The 2,023-nt window shown below is 74.8% G+C and carries 2 protein-coding genes; one reads left to right on the plus strand and one right to left on the minus strand.

The window, feature by feature from the left end; all coding sequences use genetic code 11:
* Nucleotides 1-152 precede the first annotated feature (152 nt).
* Entirely contained in the window at nt 153-1,025 is an 873-nt protein-coding gene (locus ENSA5_RS08275) for a hypothetical protein (RefSeq protein WP_146155463.1), read from the minus strand.
* Between the two features lie 104 nt (nt 1,026-1,129).
* On the opposite strand from ENSA5_RS08275, the gene ENSA5_RS08280 reads away from it, so the two are divergent.
* A partial coding sequence (locus ENSA5_RS08280) for a ComEC/Rec2 family competence protein (protein WP_146155464.1) occupies nt 1,130-2,023 on the plus strand: 894 nt, incomplete at its 3' end.

The following is a 2,023-nucleotide window of genomic DNA, read 5'->3' on the forward strand; positions in this document are numbered from 1 at the left end:
CCATGGGCGCGCGGCCTGGATCCTCGACGGCGCGGGGGCGGGCTCGGATCGGGCGGTCTCGGGCGCTGGCGTGCCGAGCTCGGTCACGCTGGGGCCCGGAGGGCTCGCCCACGCCGTCAGCCACGAGGCCAGCGCGAGGGACCACGCGGGGCTCATGGCGACGCCTCCGAGCCGCACACGGCGGCTGTCAGCGCCCGACGCTCGCGCGCCGCGAGCGGACCCGGGACGACCGCGGGCAAGCTGCGACCTCGCTCGCGGCGCGCGAGCAGGGCGCGCGCCCGCTCGTCCGTCCGCGCGCGGCTCAGGTCGAAGCCGAGCTCGACCACGAAGGACAGCTCGACGGCGGCGCGCGGCCGGACCGCGGCGACGCTCAGGCCCAGCTCACGATCATCGCGCATCGTCCAGCTGCGGACGGCCGACAGCTGGATCCCGGCCCGGACCCGCAGCGGCAGCGCCCGGCGCACGCGCGGCGGCGGCGGAGCGACGCAGCTGCCGGCCCGGGGGCCTCGGGGACATTGGGGCGCCGCCTGCCAGGCGAGACGACCTCCGACGAGCGCGGGCGTCTGGCCCCGAGGACCGCAAGCGCTCGCGCGCGGGCGGGACAGCCGGACCGGCGCGGGCTCGTCCGTGATCGTCGCGCGCTGGTGGCCGAGATCGACCCGCCAGCGCTGATCACCGCGCTCGATCCACAGGCTGCGCGGCCCCCAGAAGCCGAGCCGCCAGCGCTCGGAGCTGGTCTCGAGGCTCTGAGCGGCGGCGTCCTCGATGAACTCCTCGGCGGCCTCGTCGAGGAGGTCTTCGCTCTGCGGCCCGTCTACGAGGAGCTCGACGCGGCGCCAGCAGTCGTTGTTGCCTCCTGACTCGGGCCTGGGGCCCGGCCCCGCGCGCCAGCAGACCCAAAGTTGCCCGGCGTGGACGACCGCCCACGCGCCGGAGCTGGGCTCGAACACGCCTGGCGGAGCCGCCCGCGGTGGCGCCGCGGGGACAGACAAGAGGACGAGGGACAGCAAGATCGAGGCGCTCACGCAGACAGCGTCGGTCCGCGTCGCCAGGCCTTGCATCTTTTCGCCGGGAAATTTTTTTCGATCGGATCCGTGCAACAGCGCGGGGCCCGGGCCGACGACTGGGCATGATCACCACGGCCCTCGCGACCTCGTTGCTGCTCTCACCCCTCGAAGCCGGCCCCGGCCTTCACTTCATCGACGTCGGGCAGGGCGCCGCGCTGATGCTCGCGGGCGACGGCGGCGAGGTCGTGATCGTCGACTCGGGCCCGGCCGCAGGCGCCGAAGCGATCCTCCATGCCCTCGCCGAGCATCAGGTCGCCGAGGTCTCGCTTTGGATCCACACCCACTACGACGCCGACCACATCGGCGGCCTCGGCCCGGTGCTCGTCGGCCCTGACGGACGGTGGCCCTCGGCCGACGACGTCGAGGTCGGCCAGCTCTGGGACCGAGGCCTCGACGGCTCGCTACCCGACAGCGAGGCGCTCGCGCTCTACTTCGCCCTCGCCGGCCAGCGCCGCGAGGCCCCGGCGCCCGGCTCCGTGTTCGCCGCTTCGGGGCTACGCGTCGAGGTCCTCACCCTCGATCCTCCCCCAGCTGCGGCGCCCGAGAACGAGCGCGGGCTGGCCCTGTGCGTCGAGGTTGGCCAGCTGCGGGCCCTGCTCCCGGGCGATCTGCCCGCCGCGCGGGTCGAGCTCGCCGCCGCTGCCTGCGGCCCTGTGGATCTACTGTGGATGAGCCACCACGGGGCCGCCGACGGGACCTCGAGCGGCGCCATCGAGCTCGCGGATCCAGCCTTGACCGTGATCTCCGCCGGGCACGACAACACCCACTGCCACCCGTCTGCGCTGGCGCTGGCGCTGATCCATGAGCGCGCGGCCTGGATCCTCGACGGCGCGGGCGTCGATCCCCGCGGATCCTGCCCGGCGCTCGCCGAGTCTCTTGGACCCGAGCACCGCCTCGTCGGCGGCGACCTGTGGATCGATGGGGAGCTGCGCAGCTGGTTGGGCGGGGCGGGGGTC

Source organism: Enhygromyxa salina, assembly GCF_002994615.1.
Classification (GTDB): Bacteria; Myxococcota_A; Polyangia; order Nannocystales; family Nannocystaceae; genus Plesiocystis; species Plesiocystis salina_A.